The sequence below is a fragment of the Streptomyces blattellae genome (assembly GCF_009709555.1).
Lineage (GTDB): Bacteria > Actinomycetota > Actinomycetes > Streptomycetales > Streptomycetaceae > Streptomyces > Streptomyces blattellae.
This window is the reverse complement of sequence record NZ_WJBG01000154.1, coordinates 25137-44011: the sequence shown is the minus strand read 5'-3', so window position 1 is coordinate 44011 and position 18875 is coordinate 25137. Positions and strand designations below refer to the sequence as shown.

18 protein-coding genes are annotated in these 18875 nt (G+C 70.1%); 9 read left to right on the top strand and 9 right to left on the bottom strand.

Annotated elements, in window-relative coordinates:
* Positions 1-122: 122 nt before the first annotated feature.
* The 8 genes from GFH49_RS18170 to GFH49_RS18140 all read right to left on the bottom strand — a co-directional run bounded on the left by GFH49_RS18170 (position 123) and on the right by GFH49_RS18140 (position 7295).
* Complete coding sequence (locus tag GFH49_RS18170) at positions 123-410, bottom strand: hypothetical protein (RefSeq protein ID WP_155057023.1); 288 nt, start codon at positions 408-410, stop codon at positions 123-125.
* Between the two features lie 97 nt (positions 411-507).
* Positions 508-2601 (bottom strand): 4-alpha-glucanotransferase, encoded by a 2094-nt coding sequence (gene malQ / locus GFH49_RS18165; RefSeq protein ID WP_155057022.1) that lies wholly within the window; start codon positions 2599-2601, stop codon positions 508-510.
* A gap of 134 nt (positions 2602-2735) precedes the next feature.
* On the bottom strand, positions 2736-3011 hold the full coding sequence (locus GFH49_RS18160; RefSeq protein WP_155057020.1) for a hypothetical protein: 276 nt from the start codon (positions 3009-3011) through the stop codon (positions 2736-2738).
* 258 nt (positions 3012-3269) lie between these two features.
* Entirely contained in the window at positions 3270-4010 is a 741-nt protein-coding gene (locus GFH49_RS18155) for an ABC transporter ATP-binding protein (protein ID WP_230396359.1), read from the bottom strand.
* A complete protein-coding gene (locus GFH49_RS40190; protein WP_230396358.1) occupies positions 4007-4594 on the bottom strand; it encodes a hypothetical protein in 588 nt (195 codons plus the stop codon). Before GFH49_RS40190 ends, GFH49_RS18155 begins: the two co-directional genes overlap by 4 nt.
* Positions 4591-5835, bottom strand: coding sequence for a hypothetical protein (locus tag GFH49_RS18150; protein ID WP_155057015.1), 1245 nt, complete (start codon positions 5833-5835; stop codon positions 4591-4593). The genes GFH49_RS40190 and GFH49_RS18150 overlap by 4 nt, the downstream gene beginning before the upstream one ends.
* 118 nt (positions 5836-5953) lie before the next feature.
* On the bottom strand, positions 5954-6397 hold the full coding sequence (locus GFH49_RS18145; RefSeq protein WP_155057013.1) for a hypothetical protein: 444 nt from the start codon (positions 6395-6397) through the stop codon (positions 5954-5956).
* 358 nt (positions 6398-6755) lie between these two features.
* On the bottom strand, positions 6756-7295 hold the full coding sequence (locus tag GFH49_RS18140; RefSeq protein WP_155057011.1) for an HNH endonuclease: 540 nt from the start codon (positions 7293-7295) through the stop codon (positions 6756-6758).
* A gap of 317 nt (positions 7296-7612) precedes the next feature.
* Here GFH49_RS18140 and GFH49_RS18135 point away from each other — a divergent pair, with 317 nt between their 5' ends.
* Positions 7613-8716, top strand: coding sequence for a mechanosensitive ion channel family protein (locus tag GFH49_RS18135; RefSeq protein ID WP_155057009.1), 1104 nt, complete (start codon positions 7613-7615; stop codon positions 8714-8716).
* A gap of 67 nt (positions 8717-8783) precedes the next feature.
* On the opposite strand, the gene GFH49_RS18130 is transcribed toward GFH49_RS18135, so the two are convergent.
* Positions 8784-8981, bottom strand: coding sequence for a hypothetical protein (locus tag GFH49_RS18130; protein WP_155057007.1), 198 nt, complete (start codon positions 8979-8981; stop codon positions 8784-8786).
* A gap of 262 nt (positions 8982-9243) precedes the next feature.
* Between GFH49_RS18130 and GFH49_RS18125 the strand changes: the two genes are divergently transcribed.
* From GFH49_RS18125 to GFH49_RS18090, 8 genes are all read left to right on the top strand, one after another.
* Positions 9244-10455, top strand: coding sequence for an ROK family transcriptional regulator (locus tag GFH49_RS18125; RefSeq protein WP_155057005.1), 1212 nt, complete (start codon positions 9244-9246; stop codon positions 10453-10455).
* A gap of 61 nt (positions 10456-10516) precedes the next feature.
* Entirely contained in the window at positions 10517-11860 is a 1344-nt protein-coding gene (locus GFH49_RS18120; protein ID WP_155057003.1) for an ABC transporter substrate-binding protein, read from the top strand.
* Between the two features lie 2 nt (positions 11861-11862).
* On the top strand, positions 11863-12831 hold the full coding sequence (locus GFH49_RS18115) for a carbohydrate ABC transporter permease (RefSeq protein WP_155057001.1): 969 nt from the start codon (positions 11863-11865) through the stop codon (positions 12829-12831).
* A complete protein-coding gene (locus tag GFH49_RS18110; protein ID WP_155056999.1) occupies positions 12831-13724 on the top strand; it encodes a carbohydrate ABC transporter permease in 894 nt (297 codons plus the stop codon). The genes GFH49_RS18115 and GFH49_RS18110 overlap by 1 nt, the downstream gene beginning before the upstream one ends.
* Positions 13725-13731: 7 nt before the next feature.
* Positions 13732-15051 carry a 6-phospho-beta-glucosidase gene (locus GFH49_RS18105; protein WP_155056997.1) on the top strand — a complete coding sequence of 440 codons (1320 nt, stop codon included), beginning with the start codon at positions 13732-13734 and terminating at the stop codon, positions 15049-15051.
* Positions 15042-16013, top strand: coding sequence for an N-acetylglucosamine kinase (locus GFH49_RS18100; RefSeq protein ID WP_155056996.1), 972 nt, complete (start codon positions 15042-15044; stop codon positions 16011-16013). Before GFH49_RS18105 ends, GFH49_RS18100 begins: the two co-directional genes overlap by 10 nt.
* A 353-nt stretch (positions 16014-16366) precedes the next feature.
* On the top strand, positions 16367-17773 hold the full coding sequence (locus tag GFH49_RS18095; protein ID WP_155056994.1) for a GlnX family signal transduction membrane protein: 1407 nt from the start codon (positions 16367-16369) through the stop codon (positions 17771-17773).
* Positions 17774-17787: 14 nt separating this feature from the next.
* The gene (locus tag GFH49_RS18090) at positions 17788-18828 is read left to right on the top strand and encodes a glutamate ABC transporter substrate-binding protein (protein WP_155056992.1); all 1041 of its coding nucleotides are present in this window, start codon (positions 17788-17790) and stop codon (positions 18826-18828) included.
* The last annotated feature ends 47 nt before the right edge of the window (positions 18829-18875 follow it).

Here is an 18875-nt window from a genome sequence, read left to right as displayed (position 1 = left end):
CCGCCGCCGCGGAACGCGAAAGGGCACCGGCCTCGCCCACGTACGGCTGTCGCGCGCACGTATGGCGGGGTCGGCGCCCCTCGAATCAGGCGTCGGCTTCGGTGGCGTCGGCCTCGGAGACCTCAGACCTTGGCTTCCGCCGTGGTCCCGCTCTTCCCCTTGGCCACGGCCTTGGACTTCGGCTGACGGTCCTTGGACCGGTCGAGGACCATCACCAGGCCCGCGATGACCGCGAAGAGGGCCAGCGGGGCCGCGACGAACAGACCCAGCGTCTCGATGACGCTCAGGCCCGTGCCGGGGTCGTCGCCGTCGTCGCGGGTGAGCGCGAGCGCGGGGGACGACATGAGCAGCATCATCAGCGTCGTACCGGCGGCCAGGGCGCCGGCGCGCAGGGCGTTCTTTTTGTCCACGGAGCCAAAGTATCCAACGTCGGGTGGCGACGCGCGTCCGGGGGTGCCGTAAGAGCCCCCGGGGCCTCACCGGACGCCCCGCCCCGGGCCCCCGCCCTCACGGCCACCGCCCACCCGACGCGCGTACCACCTCGACCAGCGCATGCAGCCGCGCCGACCCCGCCACCTCCTCCAGTGTCACCGGCCTGCCCTCCGCGTCCGCCACCGGAAGCCGCCAGTTCGGGTACTGGTCCCACGTACCCGGCAGGTTCTGCGGGCGGCGGTCGCCGACCCCGTCCGGCAGCCAGATGCCGATCATGCGGGCCGGGGTGCGGAGCAGATAGCGGTGGACGGCCTGGACCTCGGCCTCCTCGGCGGACGAGCCACGGCCTCCGCTCGTCCCCTGCAGCAGACCCAGCCGGGCGAGCAGCGCCAGCCACTCCCCCGTATCGGCGGCCGCCTCCGCCCGCTCCTCCTTCAGGGCACGGGTCAACAGACCGAGGCGGTCGCGGAGTTCGACGTGTTCGCCGGTGAGACGGGCGGCGGTCGGGGGCAGGTCGTGGGTGGTGACGGTGGCGAGGCAGTCGGCACGCCACCGGTCGGGAGGCAGGGGGCGGCCGTCGCCCTCCCAGTCCCGTTCGAACCACAGGACCGACGTGCCGAGCACCCCGCGCTCCCGCAGCGTCTCGCGGACTCCGGGCTCTACGGTGCCCAGGTCCTCGCCGATCACCACGGCCCCGGCGCGGGAGGCCTCCAGCACGAGGACGGCGAGCATGGCCTCGGCGTCGTAACGGACGTACGTCCCTTCCGTCGGCGGCAGCCCCTCCGGCACCCACCAGAGCCGGAACAGGCCCATGACGTGGTCGACGCGCAGGGCGCCGGCGTAGCGGAACAGGGCCTTCAGCAGCATGCGGAAGGGGGCGTAGCCCGAGTCGGCGAGCCGGTCCGGTCTCCAGGGCGGCAGCCCCCAGTCCTGGCCGCGGGCGTTGAAGGCGTCCGGTGGCGCTCCGACCGACATGCCGGCCGCGAAGTACCGCTGCTGGGCCCAGGCGTCCGCGCCCTCCGGGTGCACCCCGACCGCCAGATCGTGCACGATCCCGACCGGCATGCCCGCCTCACGCGCGGCGCGCTGCGCGGCGGTGAGCTGGGCGTCGGTGAGCCAGGCGAGCCAGGAGTAGAAGTCGACGCGGTCCATCAACTCGCGCCGGGCGCGGGCGGTTTCCGCCGAGCGGGGGTCGCGCAGACCGGCCGGCCAGCGGCGCCGGTCCGGGCCGTGCACCTCGGCCAGCGCGTACCAGGTGGCGTGGTCCTCCAGGGCCTCGCCCTGCCCGGCGAGGAAGTCGGCGTACGCGGCCCGGCGCCCCGGCCCGAGCGGCACGTCCCGCACCAGCTCAAGCGCCTCGCGCTTCAGCGCCCACACCGCGTCCCGGTCGATCAACTCCCCCTTTTCCAGCACCGATTCCCGCAGCCGCGCCGCCCGCTCCAGCAGCCCGCGCACCCGCTCCCGCCCGTCGGCATACGCGAACTCGGGGATGTCCTCGACCCGCAGATGCACCGGGTCGGGGAAGCGGCGTGAGGAGGGCCGGTAGGGGGAGGGGTCGGTGGGCGTGCCGGGCACGGCCACATGGAGCGGGTTGACCTGCACGAATCCGGCGCCGAGCGTCCGCCCGGCCCAGGCGGCCAGCTCTGCGAGGTCACCGAGGTCGCCCATGCCCCAGGAGCGCCGGGAGAGCAGGGAGTAGAGCTGGACGAGGAGGCCGTACGAGCGTCCGGGCGGCGTGGGCAGCCGGGGCGGGGCGACGACCAGGTGGACGCGGGCGGTGCGGCCGTCGGGGGCGGTCGCGGTCAACCGGTGGACTCCCGGCGGGAGTTGCTCGGCGGCGGCGCGGGTCTCGCCCTGCTCGGTCTCGACGCGCAGCCGGGTGCCCGCCGGGAGGGCGGCGAGCGCGGCGGGCGCACTGCCGCTCCAGCACACCACGGTCGGCGGCAGCAGCCGTTCGCTCAGCTCCCGTTGCCGGGCGGCGAGCGCGGCGCGGACGCCTTGGGGGCTGCTCGTGTCGACACCGAGTGCGGCCAGCGTCCGGGTGAGCGCGGCGGCCGGCGCGGTGACCGTACGGTCGGACGACGGGCTGTAGGACGTGGCGACGCCGTGCAGCTCGGCGAGCCGGGAGAGGTCCTCGTCGGGGGCCGCGGCCGCCCGGGGTGCTGTCATCTGCGGCTCCGGGCGGGAAGGGTCCGAAGGATTCGAAGGGATCGAAGGGATCGAAGGGGCCGAAGGGATCGAAGGGGCCGAAGGGATCGAAGGGGCCAAGGGGGCCGAAGCATCGGAAATGTCCGGTTGGACATCTACCACCCCGGGTGGAAAGTGTCCGAGCAGGTATCGAGCCCGCCCGCCGACGTGTCCGGGCAGGCATCGGACTCGCTGGTCAGCGGGGCGGCGTCGGCGAGCGGCGGCTCGCTGGTCAGGGGTTCCGCGTCCGGCAGCGGAGGTTCGCTGGTCAGCGGCGCCTCGGCGCAGGCGCCCTCCGCGCTGAAGACGCAGCTGTGCAGATCGGGGGCGGCGGACGGCTCCGCCTCCTGTTTGGAGAGGGCCGAGAGCAGAAGATGTGCCGATGCGGCCACGGGGGCCTCCTTGTCGTGTACGGCGACCTACGGCCTGTCCGGCGGATTCGCGCCGGGCAGGCCCTTGCGGGTTATCGCAGCCCTACCCAGCGGGCGCGGCGGCAGACGTACCAAGGGACAACGTGCTTCTGCTCACGTCCCTTTCTCGCACTTTCGCACCAGAATGAGGTGATGACGATGCGTTGGCCACCCGTGCCGACCGCCCCGCCGAGGGCCTGACCGGACGGGAGGCCGACGGGGGCCGACGGGGAGCCCGCGTCACTCCGTCTCGTACCCGGTGAGAAGGGCCGTGTAGGCGGCCTCGGCGGCGCGTCCCGGGGCCGCTCCGAGGGGGGTGTGGGCGAGGAACGCCTCAGTCGAACCGGTCTGGAGGACCTTGCCGCCGTACAGCACGGTGACGTGATCGGCCTCCTCGGCGAGGTCGGCGACGTCGTGCGTGGACATGAGCACGTCGACGTCGCCCGACAGGCCGCGCAGGAGGTCGCGGAACACCCGCCGCTGGCGGGGGTCCATCCCCGCGGTCGGTTCGTCGAGGAGCAGCACGCGGCACTCGTGGACCAGGGCCGAGGCCACCCCGACCCGCCGCAGCTGGCCGCCGGAGAGCGTGGACGCCTTGGTGTCCGCGTGCTCGCGGAGGTTGACCAGCGTGAGCGTCTCCAGGGCGCGGTCCCAGGCCTCGGTGCGGTTCATCCCCTTCAGCCACCCGACGTAGGCGACCTGCTCCCTGGCGGTCAGGCCGGCCATGGCGGGCACGTTCTGGGGCATCCAGGAGACATGCCGGCGGTAGGCGCGCGAGCGCGAGCTGTGCCTGCCGTAGTCGACGCGGCCCGACTGGGGCTGGTCGACCGAGGCCGCCAGCTTCAGAAGGGTGGACTTGCCCGCTCCGTTGGGGCCGAGGAGGATCGTCAGCCCTCCGGGCAGCCGGTAGGAGAAGTCGTCGAGCACCGGGCGCAGCTTGCGGCCGTAGCGGTAGGTGCAGTCTTGGAAGGTGAGACTCACAGCGCTGTCCTTGAGGTGTATTGGTTCACGGAGAGCCCGATGACGAAGGTCGCCGCGGCCAGGGCGGCGGCGTACGGATCGGAGGCTTCCTGCCCGGTGAGGGCCCAGCTGTGGTAGGCGGTGCCGCTGCTGCGTCCGAAGAACACCACGGCGAACACCCAGGCCAGGGGCAGCACGACCGACGCCCGGCCGAAGAAGCCCCGGCCGAGCAGGATCATGCCCGTGAGCAAGACCGTGTTGCGGCCGGCCTGCACCGCCGCCCCCGAGTCCAGCGCCCAGCCCGCCGCCCCGGATCCCGCCAGGACGACACCCACGGCAGCCAGGACCAGACCGGTGTCCATCCATCCGACGGGGCGCAGTCCGGTCCGCTCGGCCGAGGGCAGCCGCGAGTCCAGGCACTGGCCGATCGCACCGACGACGATCAAGGGAGTGAAGAAGGACAGCACCACGCTGTTGCCCGCGTTGACGGAGAACGAGGGCAGCACGACGGCGTTGTCGCGGAAGGCGAACGTCAGGAGGGTGAACGTGCCGACCGCCGCCGTGAGCACGGGGTGCACCCGGCGGACCTTCAGCCACCAGATCACGGCGCCGCCCCCTCGCAGCCGTCCTTGAGCATCTGCCGGTACCAGGCCCGCTGCTCGTCGACCGGCTTGCGCGAGACCTCGTCCACCGCCTTCGCGATCTTGTCGTGCTGGGAGCGCGTGTAGAAGGGGTTGCCGGACGCGATGCTCTCGAAGCTGATGGCGCGTCCCAGCCTGCCCGCCAGCCACATGTTCACCGTGATGATCGCCTCCGGGGTCGCGTCACAGCCGAACTTGGGCGTCCCGTCGACAATGGTCGCCACCACGGCGTCGTTCTTGTGCGCGAGCGACAGCGGTATGTAGGCGGTCGTGGTCGAGGGCTTCGGCTCGAACCGGCCGTAGATGATGGAGTCCCGCACCGTGTCCGGTACGTCCTTCACCACGCCGTAGGTCTTCAGCTGCGCGTAGGTCGTCCGCACCTCGGCGGAGACGACCGCGAGGTCATCGCCGGCCTGTTCGGGCATGCAGACCTCCGGAGCCTTTCCGGAGCACACCACCGTGACCTGTCCCGCGTTCAGGCTCGGGTTGAAGTTCCAGTTCGCGGTGATGGCGTAGGCCCCGGTGACGGAGGCCAGTGCCAGCGCCGTGCCGAGCCCGGCGCGCACCGCGATGTGCCAGCGGCCGATCCAGATCAGCGCGACCGCCACCGCCACGCCGCCCGTGGGCAACAGCTGGGCGACCATGGAGACGAAAGTCGCGGTCTCGCCGAAGCCGAGCTGGGCGGAGTACTCGCCCATGATGTGCCGCAGCCACGGCGGGTTCATCGAATGCGGGAACGCCACGATGACGAACACCAGGCACATCAGCGTCGGTGCGGCGATGATCGGCCGGATCCAGCGGCCGATGCTGAATCCGATCAGGGCGTGCGCGCAGCACAGCGCCATGCCCAGCAGCAGCGGCGGAAGGCTGTCCAGGGTGGGCCAGGTCGGGATCTGGACGAACGCCATCACGACCGGGGTGATGAACATCAGCCAGCCCAGGGCGACGACGGGCACGAGCGCGAGGGCGATGATCTGCCACGCGGGCCGGAAGGGGGCAGCTTGCCACACGCCGGCCTCCTTCAGCCGGGCGCCCTGCCAGGCGGCGGCGGCCGAGACCACGGCGTAGGTGACCGCGTACATCAGCTCGATCGGCTGCTGCACCAGCGTCGGCGCGTACGGGTAGGGCCAGAAGGCGATCTGCTCGCTGGTCCCGGAGCTGTAGTACAGGATCACGAGAACGAGGGCCAGCGGCAGGGCCGGCAAGGCACTCGACGTCCTGACAAGGGTACGCAGTCGCACTCGATCTCCAGAGAAATGGGGTTGAACGAGCCGGCGCACGAGCGATGCCCGTGCGCCGGCCCCGTCGAGAGTCCTGCTCGGATCAGTCGGCCTGGGAGGTGTCCACGTACACCTCGGAGACGAACAGCAGGCAGCAAGAACCGCCGTTGCCGACCTTGTCAGCGCGGAAGTACAGCGTGTTGGTTCCGGAGGGGACGTCGGTCCACTCGCCGTTGCTCCATGAGTTGGTGCCGTTGAAGCAGTTGGTGAAGGTCTTGGAGTCGAGGGTCTTGTCCGGAGACAGGCTGATGTCGACCCGCTCCGTCAGCGTGACCGCCTGGGTGGTCGCGTACTGAGCGAAGCAGTCCCGGAACTGAACCTGGGAGTAGCTGCCCTGGTCCTCCCAGCGCCGCGACTCGTCGCCGTCGGTCCAGCTGGTGATGTAGCTGGACCAGTTGGCGGAGGCCGTGGGCGCGTTGATCAGACTGAGGGACGCCACGGCTGCCGTGACATACGCCGCACGGCGTATGGTGGAAGCGGAACGCATATCTGTTTCTCCTAGCCAGGTTGCGGATGATGCGGTCTGGAGGCGTACGCCTCCGGGTTCCTCCAGACCCGGCCAGGGGTGTGGAGGAACCCTAAAGATCACTTAAGTTCGCCGCACTGTCAACGACCTTCTTTTACCCGGCAGTTGCCCTTTCTCATACGGAATTCATCGTTCCGGGCATACCGGCCAAGTGACTCGGGGTGACAAGGTCACGCTCCCGGTCGAAGGTCGTCACTGAGGTCGTCACCGAGGTCGCGTTGCGCGAATCCGCCGCTGGGCACACGCCTCCGCCCCGGGGGTCCACGTCCCCCGGGGCCGGTTCAGCCCACGCATGCCGGGTATGCGAAGGCCCGGATCGTCAGGCGGAAATAGCGCCGTCGATCCGGGCCAGGGCATCGTCCGCGCCGTACGGCTGCAAGTAGGGCAGCCAGCGCGGATCCCTATGGCCGGTCCCGATGATGCGCCAGGCCAGGCCGGTGGGCGGAGCGGGTTTGTGGCGCAGCCGCCAGCCGATCTCGAAGAGATGCCGGTCGGCCTTCACGTGGTTGCAGCGGCGGCAGGACGCCACCACGTTGTCCCAGACGTGCTTGCCCCCGCGGCTGCGCGGGATGACGTGGTCGACGCTGGTTGCGACGCCACCGCAGTACATGCACCGGCCCCCGTCGCGCGCGAAGAGCGCCCGCCGGGTAAGAGGAACGGGTCCCCGATAGGGAACCCGGACGAATCGCTTGAGCCGGACCACGCTTGGTGCGGGGACTGTGACGGTTGCGCTGCGCATAAAGGCGCCGGACTCCTCAAGGCATACGGCCTTGTTCTCGAGGACGAGGATGAGCGCGCGGCGCAGCGGTACGACGCCGAGCGGCTCGTACGACGCGTTGAGGACCAGGACATGCGGCACGGATGCCTCCTTGGGCGTCGGCGGCGCGTGGCTCGCGCCGGGACGATCTGTAGTCAGTCTCCCCTCATGCCTGGTGGAAGCGCCACCATGTCCAGGTAACGGGCTGGGAGTGTTTTCGACCACACCTTGATTCATCCCCAGGATCGCGGGCGGTTCATCCCACCAGTTCATCCGGGCCGAGGGCTTCTCCTCCCAAGAACATCGCAACGATCCACACACAATGCCCCGATAGTGTGGTGGGCCTGCCCGTCCGGTGACCTTCTCGTGATCTTTACTGACTGCCGACGGGCGGACCGCTGCACCTGGAGGTACCCGCCGTGTCCCTGTCCGCCGTCCTATTGGCCGCCGGGTCGTCCCCGTCGCCGTCTCCGTCCCCCTCGGAGACGCCCACGGCTCCGACGGTCCCTTCTCTCCAGGACGCCCAGGAGAGCGCGACCGACGCCGCCGGCTGGGTCGAGGAGAACTGGTCCACCTGGCTCGCTATCGGCCTCAGAGTGCTGCTGATCCTGGTGATCGCGGCGGTGCTGAGAGTGATCGTGCGCCGGGCGATCACCAAGCTGATAGACCGCATGAACCGTACGGCCCAGGCGGTCGACGGCACGTCGCTGGGCGGTCTGCTGGTCAATGTGGAGCGCCGCCGTCAGCGCTCGCAGGCGATCGGCTCGGTGCTGCGGTCGGTGGCCAGCTTCCTGATCATGGGCACCGCGGGCCTGATGATCCTCTCCGCTTTCGAGATCAACCTCGCCCCGCTGCTGGCCTCCGCCGGCGTCGCGGGCGTCGCCATCGGCTTCGGCGCCCGCAACCTCGTCACGGACTTCCTCTCCGGCGTCTTCATGATCCTTGAGGACCAGTACGGCGTCGGCGACACCGTCGACGCGGGCGTCGCCTCCGGCGAGGTCATCGAGGTCGGCCTGCGCGTCACCAAGCTGCGCGGCGACAACGGCGAGATCTGGTACGTCCGCAACGGCGAGGTCAAGCGCATCGGCAACCTGTCCCAGGGCTGGGCCACGGCCGGCGTCGACGTCACCGTCCGGCCGTCGGAGGACCTGGACCAGCTCAAGGCGGTCCTCGCCCGGGTCGGCGAGGAGATGAGCAAGGAAGACCCCTGGAACGAGATGCTCTGGGGCCCGGTCGAGATCCTTGGCCTGGACAGCGTCCTGCTGGACTCGATGGTCGTCCGCGTCTCCGCCAAGACCATGCCCGGCAAGGCCCTCACCGTCGAACGCGAACTCCGCTGGCGCATCAAGCGCGCCTTCGACGCCGAGGGCATCCGCATCGTCGGCGGCGTACCGCCCCAGCCGGAGGGCGAGACGTCCGAAGACCCGGCCGCCGGCATCTCGCCCCCGTCCGTCTTCTCGAACACGTCGTCACCGCAGGCTTCGGCGGCCACCCCGCTCACTCCGCCGAGCGGGGCGAAGTAGGCAGTCCCTCCAGTCGTCCTAGGGCGTGCCAGGCGTCGCGGGGCAGGGGGGACTTTCGAAACACGCCCTAGTCGTCGCTGGAGCTGGAGCCCGAGTTCCCGCTTCTGCCGTTGCTGCGCACCAGAAAGCGCACGACCTCGCCCGTCCCCAGCGTGACGGCGGCCACCGCGCGCACCCAGCGCGGGCCTCCGCGCCGCGCCCATACGACGCAGGCGCACCCGCCGATGACGAGCACGAGGACGACGAACAACACGAGTACGGCCACGCGCCGCCCCTCCTTCTGTAGTGGTCACGCCATCCTGCCAGGAGCCGGTCGGGCGACCCGTCTCACCGCCCCACCGGTTACGACTCTGTTGCCCGGGGGCGGTCTCTCTTGACGCCTCCTTCGCGTTGGGCTTACCTTCCTGGACACCGCGATAGGAAACTTTCCTAACAGTACTGGCGGAGGGCTCCTTCAGTGCCCCTCGATGGACTTCCCTCCCCCGGCACTGAGAAGCTGGGCGGCTGAGAAAGGCAGGTGGACACACATGGCAGGCATCGCCGGTACGCCGGGCACCCCGCGCGTCCTGCGCGCCATGAACGACCGTGCCGCCCTGGACCTCCTGCTGGCCCACGGCCCCCTGTCCCGCACGAAGATCGGCAAGCTCACCGGCCTCTCCAAGCCGACCGCCTCCCAGCTCCTGGCCCGCCTGGAGGCCGCCGGACTCGTCCTCGTCACCGGCACCAGCGAGGGCCGCCCGGGGCCGGGCGCCCAGCTGTACGCGGTCAACCCGACCGCCGCGTACGCCGCCGGGCTCGACGTCACCCCCGAACGCATCCGCGCCGCCGTCGCCGACATCACCGGCCGCACGGTGGGCACGTACGAACTGCGGACCCCCGGCCGGCGACCCAGCGGCCCCGTCGTCCAGCAGGTCACCGACGCCCTCGACGGCGCCGTGAAGGCGGCCGGGCTCGCCCGTGCCGACCTCCGCCGGCTCGTCATCGGCACCCCCGGCGCCTTCGACCCGGGCACCGGCCGACTGCGCTACGCCTCCCACCTCCCCGGCTGGCACACCCCGGCACTCCTCGACGAGATCGCCGCCGCCCTGCCGATGCCGGTCGAGTACGAGAACGACGTCAATCTGGTCGCCGTCGCCGAGCAGCGGCTGGGGGCGGCCCGGGGGCACGACGACTTCGTGCTGCTGTGGAACGAAGGGGGCCTGGGTGCCGCGCTCGTCCTCGGCGGCCGGCTGCACCGCGGCTGGACCGGCGGTGCGGGGGAGGTAGGTTTCCTGCCGGTTCCCGGAGCGCCTCTGGTGCGGCAGGTCACCAAAGCCAACAGTGGCGGCTATCAGGAGCTCGCGGGCTCCCAGGCCGTCCCCCACCTCGCCCGTGAGCTCGGCATGTCGGACATCCCCTCGGGGCCGTACGCCGAGGTCGCCGCCGCCCTCGTCGCGCGGGCCGCCGCGGAGGACACCGTCCTGCACCGGCTGCTCCTGGAGACGTACGCGACCCGCCTCGCCACCGGTCTCGCCTCGCTCGTCTCCGTCCTCGACCCCGAACTCGTCGTCCTCAGCGGCGCCTCGCTCACCGCCGGCGGCGACACCCTGCGCGCCCTCGTCCAGGCCGAGCTGGAGGAACTGGCAGCCTCCCGGCCCCGGCTGGTCGTCGGCGACGTCCGTGAACACCCCGTGCTGCGCGGCGCGCTGGAGAGCGCGCTGGCGGCCACCCGCGACGAGGTCTTCGACACCTCACGCTGACCCACGCACCCCCCTCAACCTCACTCTCACCTCACCGCTCGTCCCCCAGGGAGACTCCGTCATGCGCACAGCCATGCCCTCATCCGCCCGGAAAGCGGCCTTTGCCCTGACCGTGTCCGCCGTGCTCGTCACCACCGCCTGTACCGGCCAGACCTCCTCCGGCGCCGACGACGACGCGTCGAAGGAGACGACCATCAACTTCTGGCACGCCTGGAGCGCGGACTCCGAGGTGGAGGCCGTGAAGTCACTGGTCGCCGGTTTCGAGAAGGCGTACCCCAACATCCACGTCAACGTCGTCGGCAACATGACGGACGACAAGATCAACCAGGCGCTGCGCGGGGGCGGCGACAAGGCCCCGGACGTCATCTCGTCGTTCACCACCAACAGCGTGGGCAGGTTCTGCTCCTCGGACGCGCTGGTCGACCTCAACCCCTTCTTCACGAAGTCGGGGATCGACCCGGACACGACCTTCCCGGCCGCGATGAACGAGTACACCCAGTTCGACGGCGACCGCTGTGCCGCGCCGCTGCTGGGCGACGCGTACGGGCTCTACTACAACAAGACGGCGTTCGAGAAGGCCGGCATCACCTCGCCGCCCAGGACGTGGTCCGAGTTCGAAGCCGCCGCCAAGAAGCTGACGATCACCCAGGGCAGCACCTACAAGCAGCTCGGCTTCATGCCGAACTACCACGGCTGGGAGACCACGACCGAGCACTACATGGGCCAGTTCTCGCCCACCTACTTCGACGAGTCGGGCAAGTCCACGATCGCCACCGACCCGGCCGTCACCGAAGCCTTCACCCTCCAGAAGCAGCTCGTCGACGAACTCGGCGGCTACCGGAAGCTGGAGAAGTACCGCGCAGGACTCGGCGACGAGTGGGGACCCAAGCACCCCTTCCAGACCGGGCAGGTCGCCATGCAACTCGACGGTGAGTGGCGCCTGGGCATGGCCATGGACGCCAAGCCCGGCTTCGAAATCGGCGTCGCCCCGCTGCCCGTCCCCGACGACCAGGCGGACCAGTACGGCAAGGGCTACATCACCGGCACCGTCGCCGGCATCGCCGCCAACAGCACCAAGCAGAACGCGGCCTGGGAGTTCCTGCGGTACATCACCACCGACACGGACGCGGTGGTCGGCTTCTCCAACGCCATCCACAACGTGCCCTCGACGCTCGCGGCCCTGAAGTCCCCGAAGCTGACGTACGACCCGCGCTTCAAGACCTTCCTCGACATCGCCGCGAACCCGAACTCGACGACCGCCCCGTCCTCGGTCAACGGCGGCGTGTACCTCGCGACGATCCAGCAGCTCGGCTACGACTACGAGAGCGGCAAGGTCACCGACCTGACGACGGGCCTCGCCGACGCGGCCGAGCAGATCGACACAGACATCGCGCAGGCGAAGTAGCGATGAGCACCATCACACTGGCGTCGAAGCGCCGCCGGTCTGGCCTCGCTGCGAAGCAGCGGAAACAGGCACTGCGCACGATCGCCTTCATGTCGCCCTGGCTGATCGGCTTCTCGGTCTTCTTCGCCTATCCGCTGGCCTCGACGGTCTACTTCTCGTTCATGCACTACGACGGCTTCAAGCCGCCGACCTGGAGCGGGACGCAGAACTGGACCTACGTCTTCGAGCACTACCCCTTCTTCTGGCCGGCCCTGCGCAACACCCTGTGGCTGGTCATGGTGATGGTCTCGCTGCGGGTCGCCTTCGGACTCGGGGTCGGCCTGCTCATCACGAAGATCAAGACGGGGACGGGGATCTTCCGGACGCTGTTCTACCTCCCCTACCTGGCCCCGCCCGTGGCGGCCACCATGGCCTTCGCGTTCCTGCTCAACCCGGGTACCGGACCGGTGAACTCGGTGCTGGAGAAGGTCGGCCTCCCGGCGCCCGGCTGGTTCAACGACCCCGCCTGGTCCAAGCCCGCCCTCACCCTGCTCGCCCTGTGGGGCATCGGCGACCTGATGGTCATCTTCATGGCGGCGCTGCTCGACGTGCCCCAGGAGCAGTACGAGGCGGCCGAGCTGGACGGGGCGTCTGCCTGGCAGCGGTTCCGGTATGTAACCCTTCCCAACATTTCGCCGATCGTGATGTTCGCGGTGGTCACCGGCGTGATCCAGACCATGCAGTACTACACGCAGCCACTCGTCGCCGGGAAAGTCGCCTCCGGCGTGATCCAGGGCGCGGGCACACAGTTCGAGCCCGGCTACCCGGACAAGTCCACCCTCACCATCCCCCAGCTCGTCTACAACCTCGGCTTCCAGCGCTTCGACTACGGCTCCGCGTGTGTCGTCGCCCTCGTCCTCTTCGCCCTGTCGATGATGTTCACCGCGTTCCTGATGCGGCGTCGGGGCGGTCTCATCCAGGCAGGTGACTGATGACGCAAGTGCTGGACACACCCGTGGAGTTGAGGGCGCCGGTCTCGCCCGCCGATCGCACGGCCCGCCGCAGGGCACTCCTGGAGTGGGTCGCGGTCCACGCGCTGGGCGTCGCCGCCGCCCTGTTCTTCGTGCTCCCCTTCGTGTTCGTCTTCCTTACCTCGCTGATGAGCGACAGCCAGGCGCTCAGCCGCGATCTGACCCCGAACACCTGGGAGTGGGGCAACTACCAGAAGGTCTTCGACACACCGGGCTTCCTGACCTGGTGGCGGAACACGCTGCTCTACGCCGGACTGGGAACAGTCCTTACAGTCGTGTCGTCCCTCCCGGTCGCTTACGCACTGGCGAAGTTCCGCTTCCGGGGCCGCAATCTGTCCCTGATGCTGGTGATCTCGATGATGATGCTGCCGCCGCAGGTGGTCATCATCCCGATGTACCTCTTCTGGGCGAAACAGCTGGGCCTGTCCGGCACGCTCTGGCCGCTGATCATCCCGATGGCCTTCGGCGACGCGTTCTCGATCTTCCTGCTGCGCCAGTTCCTGATGACGGTCCCGAACGAGTACCTGGACGCGGCGAAGGTCGACGGCTGCGGAGAGCTGCGGACACTGCTGAAGGTCGTCCTGCCGATGGCGAAGCCGGGCATCGCCGCCGTGGCCCTGTTCCAGTTCTTCTACGCCTGGAACGACTACTTCGGCCCGCAGATCTACGCATCCGAGAACCCCGGAGCCTGGACACTGAGTTATGGGCTGGAATCCTTCAAGGGCGCCCACCACACCGACTGGAACCTGACCATGGCCGCGACCGTGCTGGTCATGGCCCCCGTGATCCTCGTGTTCTTCTTCGCGCAGAAGGCGTTCGTCGAGGGCGTCACCCTCACCGGAGTGAAGGGTTGAACCGTTCATGAAACTCACCGTGGTCGGCGGCGGCTCGACCTACACACCCGAACTCATCGACGGATTCGCACGATTGAGAAAGACCCTGCCGATCGAGGAACTCGTGCTCGTCGACCCGGCGGCCGAACGCCTGGAGCTGGTGGGCGGACTGGCCCGGCGTATCTTCGCCAGGCAGGGCCACGCCGGCAGGATCGTCACGACCTCCGACCTGGACGCGGGGGTCGACGGCGCCGACGCCGTCCTCCTCCAGCTCCGCGTCGGCGGTCAGGCGGCCCGCGAACAGGACGAGACCTGGCCCCTGGAGTGCGGCTGCGTCGGCCAGGAGACGACGGGCGCGGGCGGCCTCGCCAAGGCGCTGCGCACGGTGCCGGTCGTCCTCGACATCGCGGAACGGGTCCGTCGTACGAACCCGAACGCCTGGATCATCGACTTCACCAACCCGGTCGGCATCGTCACCCGCGCCCTGCTCCAGGCAGGTCACAAGGCGATCGGCCTGTGCAACGTGGCCATCGGCTTCCAGCGGAAGTTCGCCGGAATGCTGGGCGTCACCCCCTCGGACGTCCACCTGGACCACGTGGGCCTCAACCACCTCACGTGGGAGACAGGCGTACGGCTGGGCGGCCCGGAAGGCGAGAACGTCCTGCCCAAGCTCCTCGCGGAGTACGGCGACCCGATCGCCGCCGACCTGCATCTGCCCCGCCCGCTCCTGGACCGCCTGGGCGTCGTCCCGTCGTACTACCTGCGCTACTACTACGCGCACGACGAGGTCGTACGAGAGCTGCGCACCAAGCCCTCCCGCGCCGCCGAAGTGGCCGAAATGGAACGGCAGTTGCTGACGATGTACGGCGACCCGGCCCTGGACGAGAAACCGGAACTGCTCGCCAAGCGGGGCGGCGCCTACTACTCGGAGGCCGCGGTGGACCTGGCGGCGGCGCTGCTGGGTCACGGCTGCGGGCCCGCAGGGCCCTCGTTTGAGGGCGGTGGTGGGCGACGGGCGGGCGGGGGCAGCCCGTACCAGGTGGTGAACACCAGCAACCGGGGCACGCTGCCCTTCCTTCCCGACGACGCGGTGATCGAGGTACAGGCGGCGGTGGGGCCCCAGGGTCCGGCGCCGCTGCCCGTACCGGCCGTGGACCCGCTGTACGCGGGGCTGATGGCACAGGTCACGGCATACGAGGACCTGGCGCTGGAAGCGGCCGTGCACGGCGGCCGTGACCGGGTCTTCCGTGCCCTGCTGAGCCACCCCCTGATCGGGCAGTACGCATACGCGGAAACCCTCACCGACCGACTGATCGCACACAACCGGGAGCATCTCGCGTGGGCATGACCGCATCCGTCCTCGCCGTCGACGCGGGCAACAGCAAGACCGATGTGGCGGTGGTGGCGGCGGACGGGCAGGTCCTGGCCACGGCGCGCGGGGGCGGATTCAGGCCACCGGCGGTGGGCGTGGAGGCGGCGGTCGACGTGGTCGCCGAGGCGGTGACGCGGGCCTTCACCGACGCGGGGGTCAGCTCCGCCGGCCATGTCTCCGCCTGCCTGGCCAACGCCGACTTTCCCGTGGAGGAGGAGCGGTTGGCAAACGCGCTGCACGCGCGCGCGTGGGGTACGACCGTCGAGGTCCGCAACGACACGTTCGCGATCCTGCGGGCCGGGGTCACCGAGCCGCGCGGGGTCGCCGTCGTCTGCGGCGCCGGCATCAACTGCGTCGGCATGCGCCCCGACGGCCGTACCGCCCGCTTCCCCGCGATCGGCCGTATCTCCGGTGACTGGGGCGGCGGTTGGGGGCTGGCGGAGGAGGCGCTGTGGTTCGCGGCCCGCGCGGAGGACGGCAGGGGCGAACCCACGGCACTGGCGCATGCCCTGCCCGCGCACTTCGGCCTCGACTCCATGTACGCCCTGATCGAGGCCCTGCACCTGGAGCACATCGAGCCGCTGCGCCGCCACGAACTGACGCCGGTCCTCTTCACCACCGCGGCGGACGGTGACCCGCTGGCCCGGGCGATCGTGGACCGGCTGGCCGACGAGGTGGTGACGATGGCGACGGTGGCCCTGACCCGTCTGGGACTGCTGGAGGAGGAGACTCCGGTGGTGCTGGGGGGCGGGGTACTGGCTGCGGGCCATGCGCAACTGGACGGCAAGGTACGGGACTTGCTGGCGTACCGGGCTCCCAAGGCGGTGGCACGGGTGGTGCGGGAACGACCGGTGCTGGGGGCTGTGTTGCTGGGGCTTGACCGGGTGGGCGCGGGGGCCGGAGCGCAGGAGCGGGTGCGTACGCAGTATGTGACATAGCACCGTGCCGTATATGACATAGTACCGCCGCGCACATGACATAGCACCCTCGCGTATGTGACATAGCACCCCCGCACCCCCGGACACGACACCACCGAGCTCCCACCCGCCCCCCGATGGAACCGAACCGATTCCCCCGGCGTATTCATGGGCAGGGGAGGGTGCGGAGCGCCACGTCATGCCCCAAACTCGGGCTACACCGCTGCGATCCGATCAAGATCCAGTGAAGGCCGGTGCGGAATGTCAGTCCCGGCAGCGATACTTGCGGCGACGGATGACCATGGGGGAGGTCAGCAGTGACAGACTCGCCGAAAAGCAGCACGGCGCCACCGGCAGGCGTCGGCGTGCCCACGATGCCATCACTACCGCCGCAATCGGGCGGACCCGGCGCACCCCTTCCCCTCGCATCACAGGGATCTGCCGCCCCGGACCCCACCGAGCCACCCCGCCGTACCGCGTTCGCCGAGGGCGCCGACCGCCTCCGCTCGGCGGCCACCACCGAGCCCGGCCGCCTGCGCATCATCGGCGCGGTCCTCGCCCTGCTGGTCGTCGCCTTCGGCGCGGTGACGGCCTGGCAGACGACCGAGCGGGCCGGCGCGGCAGACGACGTGCTGCACAGCAGCCAGCCGCTCAGCTCGGACGCGGCCGACATCTACCGCTCGCTCGCCGACGCCAACACGGCGGCCTCCAGCGGCTTCCTGGCCGGCGGCCAGGAGACGGCAGCGACGCGCGAGCGGTACGAGAAGGACATCCGTACCGCCGCGGCCAAACTCGTCAACGCCGCCGCGAACTCGGAGCCCGACTCCCCCTCCGCGGCCACCATCGCCCGGCTCAACCGGCTGCTGCCGGAGTACAAGGGCCTGGTCGAGCGCGCCCGGACGTACAACCGGCAGGGCTTCCCGGTCGGCGGCGCGTATCTGCGGTACGCGAACGAGAAGATGCAGACCCAGATGCTCCCCGCCGCCGAGGATCTCTACAAGAAGGAGAACCAGCGGCTGCGCGACGACTACGACGCCGCGACGCCGTACCCCTGGGCCGCGATCGCCCTGGGCGTCCTCGCGCTCTCCGCGCTGGCCTGGGCCCAGCACCGCAACTACCGGCGCACCAACCGCGTGCTCAACCACGGCCTGGTCGCCGCGACCGCGACGGCGACGGTCGTGCTGCTCTGGCTGGTCGTCGGCCACAGCGTCGCCCGCGCGGGCCTCAACGACTCGTACGACCACGGCGTCCGCTCGCTGAACGTGCTGAACGACGCCCGGATCGCCTCCTTGAAAGCACGCGGCAACGAGAACCTGACCCTGGTCGCCCGCGGCGCCGAGACGGTCGAGGTGGGCGGCGAGGTGGTCGACGCCTACGACAACGACTTCCGCAAGGACATGGACACCCTCGCCAAGGGTCTGGCCGCGGCCGAGGATCTCGCCGACGACGACTCCGGCGAGGAGCCCGTCACGGCGGCCGTGGGCAACATGGAGGAGTGGCACGAGCGCCACACCTCCGCCCGCGCGGAGGACGACAACGGCAACTACCAGCAGGCGCTGGACAAGGTGATCGGCGACGAGGGTGCGACCGGCGAGTGCTTCGACAACGTCGACGAGAACCTCGCCAAGGCGCTCGACCACGAGCAGACCGAGTTCAAGCAGGCCGCCGGTGACGGCCTCGACGCGATGACCGGGCTGTCGGTGGGCGCCGCCGTCCTCGCGGTGCTCGGTGCCGCCGGCGCGGTGCTGGGCATCGGGCGCAGGCTGTCGGAGTACCGATGAAAGGGGGCGTGACGATGCATGCACGACGTCTGCGGGCCGGCCTGAGGGGCTGGGGCGGTGTCGGGGCGATGGCGGTCGTGTGCGCCCTGGCACTGGCGTTCGCGCTGCTGCTGCCGCTCACCCAGTCCGCCGAGGAGAGCAGGGGCGGCCGGGGCGACGGAGGTACCACCCACGTCGACCAGGCGCGGGCCGAGGAGTGCACCGACCCGGAGCGGCAGACCCTGTCCCCGTCCGGCGCGGACGGCTCCACCATCGACGCGATCAAGGCCCGTGAGGGCGAGAAGCGCAAACTGATCGTCGGCGTCGACCAGAACAGCTACCGCTGGGGCTACCGCAACCCCAACAGCGCCGGCACGGCCGAGCTTGAGGGCTTCGACATCGACCTGGTCCACCGGATCGCCCAGGACATCCTCGGCGACCCGGACGCGGTCCAGTTCAAGGCCATCCCCACCAACCAGCGCATCCCGGCCATCCAGGAAGGCCGCGTCGACATGATCGTCCGCACGATGACGATCAACTGCAGCCGCCTGGAGGACGTCGCGTTCTCCGCACCGTACTTCAAGACCGGCCAGCAGCTCCTGGCCCCCAAGTCCTCGACGATCACCGGCTACGACGACTCGCTCGCCGGCAAGAAGATCTGCACGGCCGAGGGTTCCACCGCGTACACCAAGCTGGACGAGGACCAGAAGGCGAGCGAGCTGGTCTCCTCCGCCGACATATCCCTCACCGTCCCCAACCAGCTCGACTGCCTGGTGCGGCTCCAACTCGGCGAGGCCGACGCCGTGGTGACCGACGGCGCGCTCGCCGCCAGCCAGGCCGCGCAGGACCCGACGGTCGAACTGAAGGGCGCTCCCTTCACCACGGAGTACTACGGCGTGGCGATGCAGAAGGACGCCGACGACCTGGTACGCCGGGTCAACCAGATCCTCGTGGACTACCGCGAGGACACCGCGAACGGCTGGCAGGCGTCGTACGAAAAGTGGCTGTCGGCCACACTGGGTGAGGACTCGACCAAGTCGGAACCGCCCGCACCGCAGTATCTGCGCAAGAGCTGAACCGCCGTCAACATCAGTTCCACGTCAACCACATAGGAACACACACA

Bases quoted from the DNA above. Each gene is read 5' to 3' on its own strand.
- GFH49_RS18145 (WP_155057013.1), bottom strand. From the start codon at position 6,397: ATGCGTTCCGCTTCCACCATACGCCGTGCGGCGTATGTCACGGCAGCC.
- GFH49_RS18110 (WP_155056999.1), top strand. From the start codon at position 12,831: ATGACGCAAGTGCTGGACACACCCGTGGAGTTGAGGGCGCCGGTCTCG.
- GFH49_RS18090 (WP_155056992.1), top strand. From the start codon at position 17,788: ATGCATGCACGACGTCTGCGGGCCGGCCTGAGGGGCTGGGGCGGTGTC.
- malQ (WP_155057022.1), bottom strand. From the start codon at position 2,601: ATGACAGCACCCCGGGCGGCCGCGGCCCCCGACGAGGACCTCTCCCGG.
- GFH49_RS18095 (WP_155056994.1), top strand. From the start codon at position 16,367: ATGCCATCACTACCGCCGCAATCGGGCGGACCCGGCGCACCCCTTCCC.
- GFH49_RS18120 (WP_155057003.1), top strand. From the start codon at position 10,517: ATGCGCACAGCCATGCCCTCATCCGCCCGGAAAGCGGCCTTTGCCCTG.
- GFH49_RS18105 (WP_155056997.1), top strand. From the start codon at position 13,732: ATGAAACTCACCGTGGTCGGCGGCGGCTCGACCTACACACCCGAACTC.
- GFH49_RS18125 (WP_155057005.1), top strand. From the start codon at position 9,244: ATGGCAGGCATCGCCGGTACGCCGGGCACCCCGCGCGTCCTGCGCGCC.
- GFH49_RS18115 (WP_155057001.1), top strand. From the start codon at position 11,863: ATGAGCACCATCACACTGGCGTCGAAGCGCCGCCGGTCTGGCCTCGCT.